This is a genomic window from Streptomyces sp. DH-12 (genome assembly GCF_002899455.1).
GTDB lineage: Bacteria > Actinomycetota > Actinomycetes > Streptomycetales > Streptomycetaceae > Streptomyces.
In genome coordinates this window covers 3,885,978-3,899,655 of record NZ_PPFB01000001.1, presented here as the reverse complement: position 1 = coordinate 3,899,655, position 13,678 = coordinate 3,885,978, and the positions used below count along the sequence as shown (strand labels likewise).

General features: G+C 70.6%; 14 protein-coding genes and 1 tRNA gene. 10 read left to right on the top strand and 5 right to left on the bottom strand.

The window, feature by feature from the left end; genetic code table 11:
• Positions 1-330: 330 nt before the first annotated feature.
• Complete coding sequence (locus tag C1708_RS35090; RefSeq protein WP_003999697.1) at positions 331-459, top strand: DLW-39 family protein; 129 nt, start codon at positions 331-333, stop codon at positions 457-459.
• Positions 460-601: 142 nt separating this feature from the next.
• Positions 602-1,951 carry a hypothetical protein gene (locus C1708_RS16350; protein ID WP_106413379.1) on the top strand — a complete coding sequence of 450 codons (1,350 nt, stop codon included), beginning with the start codon at positions 602-604 and terminating at the stop codon, positions 1,949-1,951.
• A 38-nt stretch (positions 1,952-1,989) separates the two neighbouring features.
• On the opposite strand, the gene C1708_RS16345 is transcribed toward C1708_RS16350, so the two are convergent.
• Together C1708_RS16345 and C1708_RS16340 are read right to left on the bottom strand one after the other, a co-directional pair.
• Complete coding sequence (locus C1708_RS16345; RefSeq protein ID WP_106413378.1) at positions 1,990-3,582, bottom strand: serine/threonine-protein kinase; 1,593 nt, start codon at positions 3,580-3,582, stop codon at positions 1,990-1,992.
• Between the two features lie 142 nt (positions 3,583-3,724).
• Positions 3,725-4,273 carry a helix-turn-helix domain-containing protein gene (locus C1708_RS16340; protein ID WP_019526636.1) on the bottom strand — a complete coding sequence of 183 codons (549 nt, stop codon included), beginning with the start codon at positions 4,271-4,273 and terminating at the stop codon, positions 3,725-3,727.
• A 182-nt stretch (positions 4,274-4,455) separates the two neighbouring features.
• Between C1708_RS16340 and C1708_RS16335 the strand changes: the two genes are divergently transcribed.
• A tRNA-Ala gene (locus C1708_RS16335) sits at positions 4,456-4,528 on the top strand.
• Between the two features lie 140 nt (positions 4,529-4,668).
• On the opposite strand, the gene C1708_RS16330 is transcribed toward C1708_RS16335, so the two are convergent.
• Entirely contained in the window at positions 4,669-5,367 is a 699-nt protein-coding gene (locus C1708_RS16330; RefSeq protein ID WP_106413377.1) for a DUF5324 family protein, read from the bottom strand.
• A gap of 338 nt (positions 5,368-5,705) precedes the next feature.
• Between C1708_RS16330 and C1708_RS16325 the strand changes: the two genes are divergently transcribed.
• Both C1708_RS16325 and C1708_RS16320 read left to right on the top strand, forming a co-directional pair.
• A complete protein-coding gene (locus tag C1708_RS16325) occupies positions 5,706-6,233 on the top strand; it encodes a peptidylprolyl isomerase (RefSeq protein WP_106413376.1) in 528 nt (175 codons plus the stop codon).
• A gap of 102 nt (positions 6,234-6,335) precedes the next feature.
• On the top strand, positions 6,336-7,223 hold the full coding sequence (locus C1708_RS16320) for a rhomboid family intramembrane serine protease (protein ID WP_106413375.1): 888 nt from the start codon (positions 6,336-6,338) through the stop codon (positions 7,221-7,223).
• Between the two features lie 301 nt (positions 7,224-7,524).
• Here the strand turns inward: C1708_RS16320 and crgA are convergent, their stop codons facing one another.
• On the bottom strand, positions 7,525-7,779 hold the full coding sequence (gene crgA / locus C1708_RS16315) for a cell division protein CrgA (protein ID WP_106413374.1): 255 nt from the start codon (positions 7,777-7,779) through the stop codon (positions 7,525-7,527).
• A gap of 140 nt (positions 7,780-7,919) precedes the next feature.
• On the opposite strand from crgA, the gene C1708_RS16310 reads away from it, so the two are divergent.
• The 5 genes from C1708_RS16310 (at position 7,920) to C1708_RS16290 (ending at position 11,604) form a co-directional block, all read left to right on the top strand.
• Positions 7,920-8,702: a DUF881 domain-containing protein gene (locus tag C1708_RS16310; RefSeq protein WP_106413373.1), complete on the top strand. Its 783-nt coding sequence runs from the start codon at positions 7,920-7,922 to the stop codon at positions 8,700-8,702.
• Between the two features lie 173 nt (positions 8,703-8,875).
• Positions 8,876-9,073: a hypothetical protein gene (locus C1708_RS16305; RefSeq protein ID WP_198602772.1), complete on the top strand. Its 198-nt coding sequence runs from the start codon at positions 8,876-8,878 to the stop codon at positions 9,071-9,073.
• Positions 9,070-9,708 carry an aminodeoxychorismate/anthranilate synthase component II gene (locus C1708_RS16300; protein ID WP_106413371.1) on the top strand — a complete coding sequence of 213 codons (639 nt, stop codon included), beginning with the start codon at positions 9,070-9,072 and terminating at the stop codon, positions 9,706-9,708. The genes C1708_RS16305 and C1708_RS16300 overlap by 4 nt, the downstream gene beginning before the upstream one ends.
• Positions 9,705-10,832 (top strand): class E sortase, encoded by a 1,128-nt coding sequence (locus C1708_RS16295; RefSeq protein WP_106413370.1) that lies wholly within the window; start codon positions 9,705-9,707, stop codon positions 10,830-10,832. Before C1708_RS16300 ends, C1708_RS16295 begins: the two co-directional genes overlap by 4 nt.
• Before the next feature lie 13 nt (positions 10,833-10,845).
• The gene (locus C1708_RS16290) at positions 10,846-11,604 is read left to right on the top strand and encodes a class E sortase (RefSeq protein WP_106413369.1); all 759 of its coding nucleotides are present in this window, start codon (positions 10,846-10,848) and stop codon (positions 11,602-11,604) included.
• 94 nt (positions 11,605-11,698) lie between these two features.
• Here C1708_RS16290 and pknB read toward each other — a convergent pair whose 3' ends face one another.
• A complete protein-coding gene (gene pknB, locus C1708_RS16285; protein ID WP_106413368.1) occupies positions 11,699-13,666 on the bottom strand; it encodes a Stk1 family PASTA domain-containing Ser/Thr kinase in 1,968 nt (655 codons plus the stop codon).
• Positions 13,667-13,678 lie beyond the last annotated feature (12 nt).

Here is a 13,678-nt window from a genome sequence, read left to right as displayed (position 1 = left end):
ACTTTCGGGTCGGGCGATTTGCGTACTTTCCTCATGATGTGTATGAGGGCCTCGAAGTGGTGGACCGACGCCCGTGCCGCGCGGATGTTCAGATGAACACCACTCGGATGGGCGCATGAAGGAAGAAAATCCCTGGATACGGGAGGAAACGGAGCGAAAACACCGTGCGTGCGGGTGCGGTCACGCTCCGACCGGACCGCCCGTGCCGCGTCGATCCAGTTGCCTCCGGCGGCAGTTGGAGACGGCGACGCAGGTCACCGATCGATATCGACCGGTGTGTATAGTCGGGCGCCAGAGGTCCCCTACGTCAAGGAAAGACGAGGTCGCGCGGTGAAGAAGCTTCTCCTGGTCGCACTGGCCGCCATCGGCGGGCTCCTCGTGTACCGCCAGATCCAGGCGGATCGCGCCGAGCAGGATCTGTGGACGGAGGCGACTGACTCCGTGCCCACGGGTTCGTGAGTACCGACATACGACGCTGAACAGACCCCGGCCGCCTGTGCGGTCGGGGTTTTGTGCGGCCGGGACCTTGTGGCCCGGCCTCGTCCCCGGTGCAGGATGGGCGGCGGCACGGTGCGAGGCCCGGCGGCGACGAGGGGGGCGCGTGAGGGGACGGCAGGGCACGGCGCGGAGGACGGCGGGGCGGAGCCGCTGGTACGTCGTCGCGGGACGTCCGGTGCTGGTGGCCGCGCTCGGACTGGGGACCGTCCTGACGGGACAACAGGCCCACGCCGCCGGCCAGGACACCGCCCGCGTCCCCGCCTACGCCTTCGCCGAGGACGCGCGCCGGATCGAGGGCGCCGGGAGCACCGCCGACGCCGCGGAGCTGGAGCCCGGCCGGACCTATCGCAGCACGCTCCCGTCCGACGGCAAGGTGTACTACCGCCTGGAGCTGGACGACACCAGCACCGTCCACGCCTCCGCCACGGCTGTCCCGCCGCCCGGTTCCGGCGTCTCCGTCGCCGACGGCGTCAAGGTGACGGTGGAGGACGCCGACGGCCGCTCCTGCGACGTGGACACGTCGACCTTCGGCGCGCCGGGCAGCCCCCACCCGGTCGCCGCGTGGGCCATGCGGGAGATCTCCCCCAGGAGAAGCCTCTGCGCCCGGGCCGGCACCTACTACGTGACCGTCGAGCGCGCCGCACCCGACGCGCGCGGCGCCTCCCCCGACCCCTGGGAGCTGGAGCTCAGCACGGTGTCGGAGCCCGGGGCGGAGTCGGCGGACCGCACGACCGCGCCCGAGGCGTGGGACTCGGCCACGCCCGCCCCCGTCCAGGGAACCGCCCGCCGCCGCCCGGGCGGCGCGGGGTTCGCGCAGGCCGCCCCGCTCGACGCGGGTGTGTGGCGGGACGACATACGGCCGGGCCAGACACTCTTCTACCAGGTGGCCGTCGACTGGGGCCGGCAGCTCCACGTCACCGCCGAGCTGGGCAGCTCGGGCACGGACACTCCCGGCTACAAGGCCTCCGCGCTCTCCCTGGACCTCTACAACCCGGTGCGGGGCCACGTCGAGGACCTGTCCGTCGGCTACGACGGCGGCCAGAGGTCCAAGGCGCTCAAGCCCCTGCCGCCGGTCGCGTACGAGAACCGGCACGCCTCCGGGCAGCTGGTCTCGGCGGTGCGGTTCGCCGGCGCCTACTACCTCGTCGCCCACCTCTCGCCGGAGGTCGCGGAGGACTTCGGTGACGGGCCGGTGCCGCTGACGCTGCGCGTCCGGCTGGGCGGGGCGGCGCAGGACGGGCCGGACTACGCGGGCGGGCCCGTGCCGCCGGACGTCTTCTCGGTCACCGGCGGCGGAGGCGGGGCGGCCTCGGGCGGGAGCGGCACGGCGGGCGACGAGACCCTGTACCGGGTGCTCGCGGCGGGCGGCATCGGCACCGGGAGCGCCCTGGTGGTGGGGCTCGGGGTGTGGACGGTGGTGGCTCGGCGGCGGGCCGCGGTCTCCCCCGGCTGATCCGGTGACGTCGTCGCCGCTGGTGCGCTCGGCGACGGTCAGATCCGGGTGAGCGCCCAGAAGCCCACGGCGTAGCAGGCCAGCGCCAGCAGCAGGACGGGCACGGCCACCCGCGCCGGAGGGCCGGGCCGTCGGGCGGTGCGCCGGCGGTGGGAGCGGGGGCCCGGCGCGTGCTGCGCGGTCACCGTGTCCGGAGGCGGAACCCGCGACGGCCGGGCGGTGTATTCAGCAGTGGAGGCATCGGGACGCACGGCCGGTCGTGGCAGGGGGGAGCGCAGCGGATGGGTCGGTTCGTAGGGGGAGACCTCGGGCGCCCGCTGCTGGTGGCCGTACGGGGGGCCCGGCACGTACTGCGGGGGCTGAGGGGGGTGCTCGGGGGAGCGGGGGGCGGGGACGGGGGGCGGCTGCGGCGGGGGGAAAGCGGGGGAGGCGGGAGCGGCTGCCCGGGGCGGCGGGAGGGGGAAGCTTCCGGTGTCCGAGGGGGAGCCGGGCTGCGGGGCGGCGTCCGGTGGCGTCGTGGGGGAGCCGGTGGTGCTCCGTGGACCGGAGAGTGGGCCGGGGGGAGGGGTGCTCCACGCCGGCCGGGGCTCGGGCGAGCCGTCTCCTCCAGGGCCGGCCGCCGCTCCGGCTCCGGTGCCCGTCGTCCTCCCGGCCGCGCGCGGGGGCGTCCCGCTGCTTCCGAGGCTCTGCCCCGTCCTCTGCGACCCGCCCCCTGTCCCTTCCGGTCCCGGGTGAAGTCGGGACGCTCTCTTCTCCGGCCCGTCCTCGGTGAACCCGGGCGGGAGCGGCCCCACTTGGTCGAAGATCTCGATCAGCTCGTCGTCGGGGCCGGGCTCCGGCAGCAGCTCCGCCGCTGTCGCGAGCGCCTTGCGCGCCCCCGTGGCCGTGCGGAAGCGCGCCTCGGGATCGGGCTGCAGCAGGGTGGCCACGACCTGCCACAGCGGCTCGGGGATGCCCCGGGGCGCACCCGGCGTCCCGTGGTCGGCGAAGTACTGGATGAGGGCCTTGGCGTCCGGTTTCGCGCCCTCGAGCAGATACAGGGCGACCAGGCCCACGGCGAACAGGTCGGCGGGGAAGTCCGGTTCGGCGCCCATCATCTGCTCCGGGGCCAGATACCCCGGGGTGCCGACGACCAGGTCGGTCTCGGTCAGCCGGGGTTCGCCCAGCCGCATGGCGATGCCGAAGTCCGACAGCCGCAGCTTCGGCCTGCCCCTGCCGGTGGCTTCCAGCAGCACATTGGCGGGCTTGATGTCGCGGTGCACCACGTCCTCCGCGTGCACCGCCGCGAGCCCCGAGAGGAGCTGGTCGAGCAGGGTGCAGACGAACGCGGGCGGCAGTGGACCGTAGTCGCCGACCAGGTGCACCAGGGAACCGCCGGTGACCAGGTCCATGGTGAACAGGACCTTGTCGTCGTCGGCGGCCCAGCTGGTGGGGGCGAGGACGTGCGGGTGGTCGATCCGCAGCGCCTGCTCGCGCACGAAACGCAGCAGCGAATGGGCGTCGCTCTGCAGCAGCACCTTCGCCGCCACATAACGGCGACGGCGGTGGTCCCAGGCGCGCCAGACCGCGCCCACACCCCCGCGTCCGATCGGGTCGACCAGCTCGTACCGGCCGGCGAAGACCTCACCCATGGCTGTCCGTCGCTCCTCCCCCTGAGACGTCCCCCTTGTCTCTCCCCCACGACGAGCGATGCGACTCCCCCTGTGCCCCGGTGTCCCCCCGGCTCCCGCGTGTCACCGGCGGCCGAACCCCCTTCGGCCGCCGGGCGGTGCATCAGCTCTGGTGTGCCTGGTAGTGCGTGACCGCGTCGGCCGTGCGGCCGGCCCCGTAGACCCGGAGGAACTCCGCCAGCTCCGGGTGGGTGGGCGCGAGCGAGTCCGCGGCGTCGAGGATGTCGCCGGCGGCCGCCACCGAGCGCAGCAGGGACTGGATCTCACGGACCACGCGCTTGACCGTGGGAGCGCCTGAACTGCTCGTGGTCTGCGTGGTGTTGGTGAGGACGGAGCCCCCCTGGGACTTCTTGATCTCCTCCATGCGCTCCGTCGCCTCGGCCGCGCTGACGCTGCCGTCCGCGACCTGCCCCGCCAGGTCCTGCAGCAGTTGCACGCGCTGGACCACCGCCGGGTTGCCGATCTTCGCCCGCTGGCCGCTCATGAGCTGCGACAGCATCGGTGCGGACAGCCCGAGCACCCCCGCCAGACGGGCCTGGTTGAGGCCCAGGTCGTCTATGAGCCTACGGAAGAGCGCCCCCAGCGGCTCCCCGTACCAGTTCCGCTGCAGTTCCCGCGCTCTGGCGGTGGCTTCCTGCTGTGCGGCGTCCATTGCGTCTCCCCATCGCTTCCCCATGAACCGTGGATTCGCTGGAGCGAACCACGCCGAGCATCTTACGGAGAGTGGTTGGTCACGGGGACCCCCAATCTTTTTGCGGAATCCCCGGGGGGACCCGGTACTCTGGTCCCGGACGCCTGCCGGGATGTGTTTGTCCTGGTGGACGCTACCCTCCCGGGGCCTTAGCTCAGTTGGTAGAGCGCTGTCTTTGCATGGCAGATGTCAGGGGTTCGACTCCCCTAGGCTCCACAGATAACCCCCTCCACCTGCGGAAACGCGGTGCGGGGGGTTTGTCTCACGTGAAACGGAGCGGCGGGACAGAGGATCAAGTCCTCTGTCCCGCCGCTCCGTTCGCTCCGTTCCTCGTGCTGACGGCCAAGGCCCTGCCGTCAGCTCTCGTCGCGCTTGGCGGCGTCCTCCTCGGCCTCCTTGGCCTCGACCTCGGGGTCCAGGGCGCCCACGTCGCTGCCGTCCACGGAGGTCAGGGCGGTCGAGCCGGACACGTCCGTCGCGGCCGGCGGTTCCACCAGCCAGTCCGGGTTGGCCTGCTTGTCCCACCACTTCCAGGCGGCATAGGCCCCGCCCGCCACGGCACCCAGAATCAGGACGACCTTGGCCGCACGGCCGGCCCTGGCCCGCCGCTGCTGCTTGCGCACGAGCTTCTGGATCTGCTGGGCCGAGACCTGGCCCCGCAGGGCGGCGAGCGCGGCCGCGCTCCGGGCCGCGGCCTCCTCCCGGGCGGGTCCGGCGGCGGCCATCGCCTGCTCGATCACCGGCCGGGAGTACTCCGCGGCCTGGCGGGCGGCGAGGCGCGTACGGACGGCGGCCTGGTGGGCGGCCTTGTCGACCTTCGGCGGCACGTGGGTCTTGACCTGTTCCAGATACGGCTGCACACGGGCGTCGTACTGGACGCGCGCCTGCTCCGCGGCCTGCGACACCTTGGGCGCGAGGCGCACACGGGCCTCCTGTGCGTAGTGCGCGGCCCTGACCTTGGCCGTGTCGGCGTAGGGCGCCACCACTTCCGCGGCGTGCAGCACGCTGTCCTTCGCCGAACCGGTCGCGGCGCGCACGCTGTCGATGCGGGTCACGAGTTCCTCCTCCTCGGTGGCGTACGGTATTTCGACTTTCCACCCTTTTACGGATCATGCCTGCCGGGTCGGCGTGCGGCATGCGTGGACGGGCGAACGGGTGCCGTCCTCGGTGACCGACGGCGATATCGAGGGCAAGGGGGTGCATACGGTGCAACGGGTGCGTCTCGCCGACGATGCCACGGATCGGCGCGATGCGCCCCCGGCACGGAAGGACTCCTGACGGTTCCCGCAAGCGGTACGGCCCCGGACACGGTCCTGTGGACGGAGGCCGGGCGACTACGCGTCCGGTCCGTGCGAGGATCAGGGAGTCACGGAAAGACAACGGAAGGCACATCGTGGCTACGCAGCTCTACGCCACCCTGAAGACCAATCACGGCGACATCCAGGTCCAGCTCTTCCCGGACCACGCGCCGCAGACGGTCAAGAACTTCGTCGAGCTCGCCAAGGGCGAGCGGGAGTGGACGCACCCCCGGACCGGCCAGAAGACCACGGACAAGCTCTACGACGGCACGGTCTTCCACCGGGTGATCAGCGGCTTCATGATCCAGGGCGGTGACCCGCTGGGCAACGGCACCGGCGGCCCCGGCTACCAGTTCGGCGACGAGTTCCACCCGGACCTGCGCTTCGACAAGCCCTACCTGCTGGCGATGGCCAACGCCGGTCCGGGCACCAACGGCTCGCAGTTCTTCATCACGGTCGCCCCGACGGCCTGGCTGAACCGCAAGCACACGATCTTCGGCGAGGTCACCGACGCCGCGAGCCAGAAGGTCATCGACACCATCGCCTCGACGCAGACCAACCCGCGCACCGACCGTCCGGTGAACGACGTGGTCATCGAGTCGGTCGAGATCCGCGAGGGCTGAGCACCTCGCTCCCCGGGCGCGAAAGCCTCCAAGGGAACCATTCGCCCCGCTCATCCGTAAGGATGGGCGGGGCGGGGCTTTTCCAACGACCTAGGGGATCTCATGGACGACCAGGCCGCCGGCAGCCGGCAGGACGCCCAGCGCGTCCCGGGCTGTTATCGCCACCCGGACCGCGAGACCGGTGTCCGCTGCACCCGGTGCGAGCGGCCGATCTGCCCGGAGTGCATGGTCGACGCCTCGGTCGGGTTCCAGTGCCCGGACTGCGTCCGCAGCGGCGGGGGCACCGGCCACGCGCCGTCCGCCTCCATGCCCCGCACGCTGGCCGGCGGGAGCATCGCCGCGGATCCCCGGCTGGTGACCAAGATCCTCATCGGGATCAACTTCGCGGTGTTCCTCGCCGTGACGATCGAGAGGTCGCTGCTGGCCGATCTCTACCTGGTCGGCGCCTGGCCGCCGGCGCCGTTCGTGCCCACCCAGGGAGTGGCGGGCGGCGAGTGGTACCGCCTGGTGACCTCGATGTTCACGCACGAGGAGATCTGGCACATCGGCTTCAACATGCTCAGCCTGTGGCTGCTCGGCGGACCGCTGGAACAGCATCTGGGCCGGGCGCGCTATCTCGCGCTGTATCTGATCTCCGGTCTGGCGGGCAGTGCCCTGACGTATCTGCTGGCCGGGGGGAGCACGGCCTCGCTCGGCGCGTCCGGGGCGGTCTTCGGGCTGTTCGGCGCGACCGCCGTGCTGATGCGCAGGCTCCGCTACGACATGCGGCCGATCATCGCCCTGCTGGCGATCAACCTCGTCCTCACCTTCAGCTGGAGCGGCATCGCCTGGGAGGCCCACATCGGGGGGCTGGTCGCCGGTGTCGTCATCGGCTACGCGATGGTGCACGCCCCGCGTGAGCGGCGGGCGCTGGTGCAGTACGGCACCTGTGCGCTGGTGCTGGCCGTGGTCGTGCTGATCACGCTGATGAGGACCGCGCAGCTCACCTGACCGGGCGTTTGTCCACAGACGGTGCCGGATCTTGTGCACACTGTGCGGGAAGTGTGCCGCGTTCGGTGACCGGCCGCTGTTTCCACAGGTCAGACCGTAGGCGAACAGGCTTTCGGTGTTGATATTTCTGTCACACCGGCGTCAATCCCGAAGGGAGTTATCCACAGATGGGGTCGACTATCCACATGTGGACAAGGGCTGTGGATAACTCAGGGGAAAACCCTGCCCAGAGCTGTGGACCCCTCCGGGCAGGGCAAGGCTCAGCGAGCGGCCGGAGCCGTGCGCGGAGGCCGGTCCGGCGCTACTTCCACTGCGTGGAGACGCCGAACCCGGCGGCGATGAAGCCGAAGCCCACCACGATGTTCCAGTTGCCCAGCGAGTCGATGGGCAGCGAGCCGTCCGTGACGTAGAAGACGACGATCCAGGCCAGGCCGATGAGGAACAGGGCCAGCATCACCGGCGCGACCCAGGCGCGGTTGGTCAGCTTGATCGCGGCCGCCTGCTTCGCCGCCGGCGGCGTGTAGTCGGCCTTCTTGCGGATACGTGACTTCGGCACGAGGGTCTCTCCTGTCGATGCGCTGCGTGGCCGCGCAGGGTCTGGGTCGGGCTCGGGGCAGCGTACAAGGGGACTCTGAGTGCTCCCCCGGGCGTCCGTTAGCGTAGTGCTTCCACGGCGCCGAAGGAGATAAGGGTACGTTGAGCAATTCTGCCGACTTCCCGGGGGCGGAATCCAGTCCCACATCCCGCCGACGCCGTCTGCGTCCGGTGCGGGTGCTCACCGCGGGCATCTTCGCCCTCGCGGGCCTCCTCTTCTTCATCAGTTTCGACACGGCCAAGGGCACCAACATCCGCACGGACGCCTCCCTGCTGAAGCTGTCCGACCTGATCCACGAGCGCAGCCGCAAGAACGCCGAGCTCGACGAGTCCAACGGCACGCTGCGCGAGGACATAGAGGCCCTCGCCGAGCGCGACGACGGCAGCACCGAGGCCGAGGACGCCCGCCTCGCCGAGCTGGAGGAGCGCGCCGGCACCCAGGAGCTGAAGGGCGAGGCGATCACGGTCACCCTGAACGACGCCCCGCCGGACGCCACCGCCAAGCTCCCCGGCTATCCGGAACCGCAGCCGGACTACCTGGTCATCCACCAGCAGGACCTCCAGGCCGTGGTGAACGCCATGTGGCAGGGCGGCGCCGAGGGCATCAAGGTGATGGACCAGCGGCTGATCTCCACCAGCGCCGTGCGCTGCGTGGGCAACACCCTGATCCTCCAGGGCCGCGTCTACTCGCCGCCGTACACGATCACCGCGGTCGGGGACCCGGAGAAGCTGAGGAAGGCGCTCGCCGCCTCACCGGCGATCCAGAACTACATGGTGTACGTCAACGTCTACGGCCTCGGCTGGAAGGTCGAGGACGAGGGGACCGTGACCCTGCCCGGCTACAGCGGCACGGTGGACCTGCGCTACGCCGAACCCGTGGACTGACACCCCGCTCTCCCCCGTCGTCCCGTTTCACGTGGAACATGCGTCCGGTATCGAGGCGATCGGCCTCGCGGCACGTACTGAGGGGTGCATACAACGGACCGGTCGGCTTGTCACACAGCCTGTGGAGGCCGGGAAACAGAGGGCGTTGCGCCGTTAGTCTGGTGGCGTACGGCGTGGGTCTGGTGCCGTGGTACGACGGAAGGGACGGCATGTACAGCTGGATCTGGCGGCATCTGCCGGGCAACGGATGGGTGAAGGCGCTCATCTCACTCGTGCTGATCGTCGCCGTGGTCTACGTCCTCTTCCAGTACGTCTTCCCCTGGGCCGAGCCGCTGCTGCCCTTCAACGATGTGACGGTGGACAACCAGTGAGCGCGCGCATTCTCGTCGTCGACAACTACGACAGCTTCGTCTTCAACCTGGTCCAGTACCTGTACCAGCTGGGCGCCGAGTGCGAGGTCCTGCGCAACGACGAGGTGTCGACGTCGCACGCCCAGGACCGTTTCGACGGCGTGCTGCTGTCCCCGGGGCCCGGCACCCCCGAAGAGGCCGGCGTCTGCGTGGACATGGTGCGGCACTGCGCAGCGACCGGTGTCCCCGTCTTCGGCGTCTGCCTCGGCATGCAGTCGATGCAGGTGGCGTACGGCGGTGTGGTCGACCGGGCCCCCGAGCTGCTGCACGGCAAGACCTCCCCGGTGACGCACGGGGGCAAGGGCGTCTTCGCCGGACTGCCCTCGCCCTTCACCGCCACCCGGTACCACTCGCTGGCCGCCGAGCCGGCCACGGTGCCCGCCGAGCTGGAGGTCACGGCCCGCACCGAGGACGGCACCGTGATGGGACTGAGGCACCGTGAACTCCCGGTGGAAGGGGTGCAGTTCCATCCCGAGTCGGTGCTGACCGAGCACGGCCACCGGATGCTGGCCAACTGGCTCGCGGAGTGCGGTGACCCGGACGCCGTGGCGAGGTCCGCGGGGCTCGCCCCGGTGGTGGGCAGGTCCTCGGCGTGACGGCGCTGCGCCCCGAGCGCGAGTCCGGCGCCCACGGTCACGGCGCCGGCGACCACCGCACCTCGTACGGCGGGCAGCCGTACGAGGCACAGGGTGCGCACGGGGCCCAGGGGGCGTACGAGGACGGCTGGTACGGCCGGGCGGCGACGCCCGGCTCCTACGACGCGGGGGGCACCGACGACGCCACCGCGCAGCTCCCGCCGGTCGACGACGAGACCGTCGCGCTGCGCATCCCGGACCCGCCCCCGCGGACGACGCGCGAGGAGCCCCCGCCGGCCGGGGGCCGGGCGGCCCGCAGGAAGGCGGCCAAGAAGCGGCAGGGACGGCGTGGAGGCTCCCACAAGGCCGGGGACGGGCCCCCGACCGGCAGGGAGCGGGACGACGCCTCTGAGGGGGCGCCACGGGCTCCGCTGTCCCGGGTCGAGGCGCGCAGGCAGGCACGGGCCCGCAAGGCGAGCCCGGCGGTCGTGGCGAGCCGGGCCATCGGCGAGGTGTTCATCACCTCCGGCGTGCTGATGCTGCTGTTCGTCACCTACCAGCTGTGGTGGACGAACGTGCGCGCGCAGGCACAGGCCGGCAAGGAGGCCAGCGACCTCCAGCGGGACTGGGCGAACGGCGAGCGCAAGCCCGGCGCGTTCGAACCGGGGCAGGGCTTCGCGCTGCTGCACATACCGAAGCTGGACGTGGTGGTGCCGATCGCCGCGGGCATCAGTGACGAGAAGGTCCTCGACCGGGGCATGGTCGGCCACTACGCGGAGGACCCGCTGAAGACGGCGATGCCGGACGACAAGACCGGCAACTTCGGTCTCGCGGGGCACCGCAACACGCACGGGGAGCCGTTCCGGTACATCAACCGGCTGGAGCAGGGCGATCCGATCGTCGTGGAGACGCAGGACAAGTACTTCGTGTACAAGACGGCGTCGATGCTGCCGGTGACGCCGCCGAGCAACGTCAGCGTCCTCGACCCGGTGCCCAAGGGCTCGGGCTTCACCAAGCCGGGCCGCTACATCACGCTGACCACGTGCACACCCGAGTTCACCAGCAAGTACCGCTTGATCGTCTGGGGCCAGATGGTCGAGGAACGGCCGCGCAGCAAGGGAAAGCCGGATGCGCTCGTCAGTTAAGGGCAGAGGAAACGTGGCAGCGACCGCCGACGACACCGCACAGCACACGCACGCGTCCCCGCCGCCGCGGGAGCGCCGCCGTCCGGGACCGGTGGCCATGGTGATCAGCTTCTTCGGGGAGATGCTCATCACCGCGGGCGTGGTGCTCGGCCTGTTCGTCGTCTACTCGCTGTGGTGGACGAACGTCGTCGCGGACCGCGCCGCGGACCAGCAGGCGGACGAGGTCCGCGACTCCTGGGCGCAGGAGTCCGACGGCGGCGAACGCGAAGGACCCGCCGTGTACGACAGCAAGAACGGCATCGGCTTCCTGCACGTGCCCACGATGAGCGACGACGACATCCTCGTCGAGAAGGGCACGTCGATGAAGGTCCTCAACGACGGCGTGGCCGGCTACTACACCGACCCCGTGAAGGCGACGCTGCCGACGTCCGGCAAGAAGGGCAACTTCTCCCTCGCCGCCCACCGGGACGGCCACGGTGCCAAGTTCCACGGCATCCACAAGATCAAGAAGGGTGATCCGATCGTCTTCGAGACGAAGGACACGTGGTTCGTCTACAAGGTCTACGGCATCCTCCCGGAGACCTCGAAGTACAACGTCGGCGTCCTCGCCGAGGTCCCCGAGGAGTCCGGCCGGAAGAAGGCCGGCCACTACATCACGCTGACGACCTGCACACCGGTCTACACCAGCAAGTACCGCTACATCGTCTGGGGCGAACTGGTCCGCAAGGAGAAGGTGGACGAGAACCGCACCCCGCCGGAGGAGCTGCGCTGAGCCCGGCGCCCCGCACCTGCCACCCGGAACAGCAAGGAGCCCCGGCCCCCTCCGAAGAGGGGGCCGGGGCTCCTGTCGTGCGGGGACCCGCGGGTCAGTCGTCGAAGATGCCGCCGCCGCCACCACCGCCGACCGTGAACAGGGTCACTCCGGCGCCCTTGTCCACCTGGCTGTCCTGGGTCGGGTTGGATCCGAGGACGCGTGCGTTGGGGTCCTTGGGCCCGACGACGTCGGCGAGGGAGAGACCCGCGTCCTGGATCATGCGCTGGGCGTCCTCGAGCCTCTGACCGTTGACCTTGGGCACGGCCACCTTCTCGGCTTCCTTCGCCTTGCCGATGAAGATCTGCACCTGGGTGCCCTTCGAGACCTCGGTGTTCGCCTGGAACGAGGTGCGGATGACCTTGCCGACCAGGTTCGGGTCGTCGGTCTCCTCCTCGACACAGGCGCCGGTGAGGTTGTTCGCCGTCATCTGGGCCACGGCCTCGTCACACGTCTTGCCGAGGACGTTCGGGACGGTGGCCTTCTCCTCGGCCTTGGCGACGGTGAGGGTGACGGTGGTGCCCTTCTCCACCTCTTCACCGAGATCCGGGGCCTGCTCGATGACCGTGCCCGGCTCCTCGCCGCTGATCTCTTCCTCGACCTCGACGACGAACTCGTACTTCTCGCCCTCGAGTTCGGCCTTGGCGTCCTCGAGGCTGTCACCGATCACGCTCGGCACCGCGACCTTCGGCGCACCGGTGGAGACCACCAGGTTGACGGTGTCCCCCTTCTCCACCTCGGTCCCGGCCTTCGGGTCCTGGTCGCAGATGTTGCCCTTGGCCTGGTTCTCGCAGGGCTTCTCCGTGAAGCTCAGCTGCAAGTCGCTGTTGACGGCGCGCTTCTCGGCGTCCGCCCTGGTCTCGCCGATGAAGTTGGGGGTCGCAACGGTGCTGTTGTCCACTCCGTCACCGCTCATCACCCAGCGGCCGATCAGGATGGCGCCGATCAGGACCAGGACACCCGCCACGACCAGCAATATCGTGCTGGTGTTGTTCTTCTTCGGCGGGCGGCGCCGGCTCTGGCGGTCGTCGTAGCCGTAGCCGCCGTCGTCCGGGTTCATGGGCGGCAGCATCGAGGTGGCGCCGGCACCCGCGCCGGCGTCCGAGCGCAGCGCCGTCGTCGGCTGGTCGTCCGGGTAGCCGCCGTAGCCGGCGGCGCCCATGGCGGCGGTCGCCGCGACGGGCTGGCCGTCGAGGCAGGCCTCGATGTCGGCGCGCATCTCGTCGGCCGACTGGTAGCGGTAGTCGGGGTCCTTGACGAGCGCCTTCAGCACGATCGCGTCCATCTCGGGCGTGATCTCGGGGTCGAAGACGCTCGGCGGCTGCGGCTCCTCCCGGACGTGCTGGTAGGCGACCGCGACCGGGGAGTCGCCGACGAACGGCGGCCGGACGGTGAGGAGTTCGTACAGCAGGCAGCCGGTGGAGTACAGGTCGGACCGGGCGTCCACCTGTTCGCCCTTGGCCTGTTCCGGGGAGAGGTACTGGGCGGTGCCGATGACGGCGGCGGTCTGGGTCATCGTCATGCCGGCGTCGCCCATGGCGCGGGCGATGCCGAAGTCCATGACCTTGACCTGGCCGTTGCGCGTCAGCATGACGTTCGCGGGCTTGATGTCGCGGTGGACGATGCCGGCCCGGTGGGAGTACTCGAGCGCCTGGAGGATGCCGATGGTCATCTCCAGCGTCCGCTCCGGAAGGAGCTTGCGACCGCTGTGCAGCAGCTCACGGAGCGTGGAACCGTCGACGTACTCCATGACGATGTACGGGATGGAGACCCCGTCGATGTAGTCCTCGCCCGTGTCGTAGACCGCGACGATCGCGGGATGGTTGAGCGAGGCGGCCGACTGGGCCTCCCGGCGGAACCGGGCCTGGAAGGACGGGTCACGCGCGAGATCGGCGCGCAGCGTCTTCACTGCCACGGTGCGGCCGAGACGGGTGTCGTGGGCGAGGTAGACCTCCGCCATTCCACCACGGCCGAGCACCTGGCCCAGTTCGTACCGGCCGCCGAGGCGACGCGGCTCTTCCATAGCTACCTACCA

Bases quoted from the DNA above. Each gene is read 5' to 3' on its own strand.
- C1708_RS16345 (WP_106413378.1), bottom strand. From the start codon at position 3,582: ATGGGTGAGGTCTTCGCCGGCCGGTACGAGCTGGTCGACCCGATCGGA.
- C1708_RS16340 (WP_019526636.1), bottom strand. From the start codon at position 4,273: ATGGACGCCGCACAGCAGGAAGCCACCGCCAGAGCGCGGGAACTGCAG.
- C1708_RS16320 (WP_106413375.1), top strand. From the start codon at position 6,336: ATGGACGACCAGGCCGCCGGCAGCCGGCAGGACGCCCAGCGCGTCCCG.
- pknB (WP_106413368.1), bottom strand. From the start codon at position 13,666: ATGGAAGAGCCGCGTCGCCTCGGCGGCCGGTACGAACTGGGCCAGGTG.